The sequence below is a fragment of the Streptomyces sp. M2CJ-2 genome (genome assembly GCF_016757295.1).
GTDB lineage: Bacteria > Actinomycetota > Actinomycetes > Streptomycetales > Streptomycetaceae > Streptomyces.
Map to the genome: position 1 here is coordinate 1 of NZ_JAESIF010000283.1, position 589 is coordinate 589.

Genomic DNA, 589 nt, shown 5'->3' on the forward strand with positions numbered 1-589 from the left:
TTCTACCAGCTCGGCCGCCCTCGCCGGATGCGGGCATCGGAACCGAGATCACGACCCCGAACAGGCCCTAGTGGCTGGTCACACAGCCTTGGCCGGGTAATCGATGTGACTGAGCATTTCACGTGGCGGGTGAGCGTGACGGTCGGCGGGTTGGGTTCCCGGACATCAGAAGTGGCAGTCTGCCGGAACCGGCCCTGGCCATGCGGGCGATAGTCTGTGCCGCATGGATGAGATCACGGGGGTGGAGATCATCGCTTTCGCGGACGCTGCGGCGTTTGAGAGCTGGCTGGCCGAGCACTACATGCGCCACGAGGGTGTGTGGATCAAGGTAGCCAAGAAGAAGTCCGGCATTCCGACGGTCACCGACGACGAATTGGTCGACATCGGGCTGTGCTATGGCTGGATCTCTGGGCAACGGCGGTCGTTCGACGAGCAGCACTACCTGCAGAAGTACGTGCCACGTCGACCCAAGAGCCTGTGGTCGCAAGTGAATGTGGACAAGGTGGCGATGCTGACCTCGATTCGTCAGCGGAGTTCGGTAGCTGATCGGTCCCGGGGGTTCGCCCGTAATGTCCCCTGCCGGTTGAGG

1 protein-coding gene is annotated in these 589 nt (G+C 62.5%); it reads left to right on the forward strand.

Features of this window, described 5'->3' with window-relative positions:
• Positions 1–223: 223 nt before the first annotated feature.
• Positions 224–589 (forward strand): YdeI family protein (locus JL475_RS39315; protein WP_368860262.1); only part of this gene is annotated, 366 nt, incomplete at its 3' end.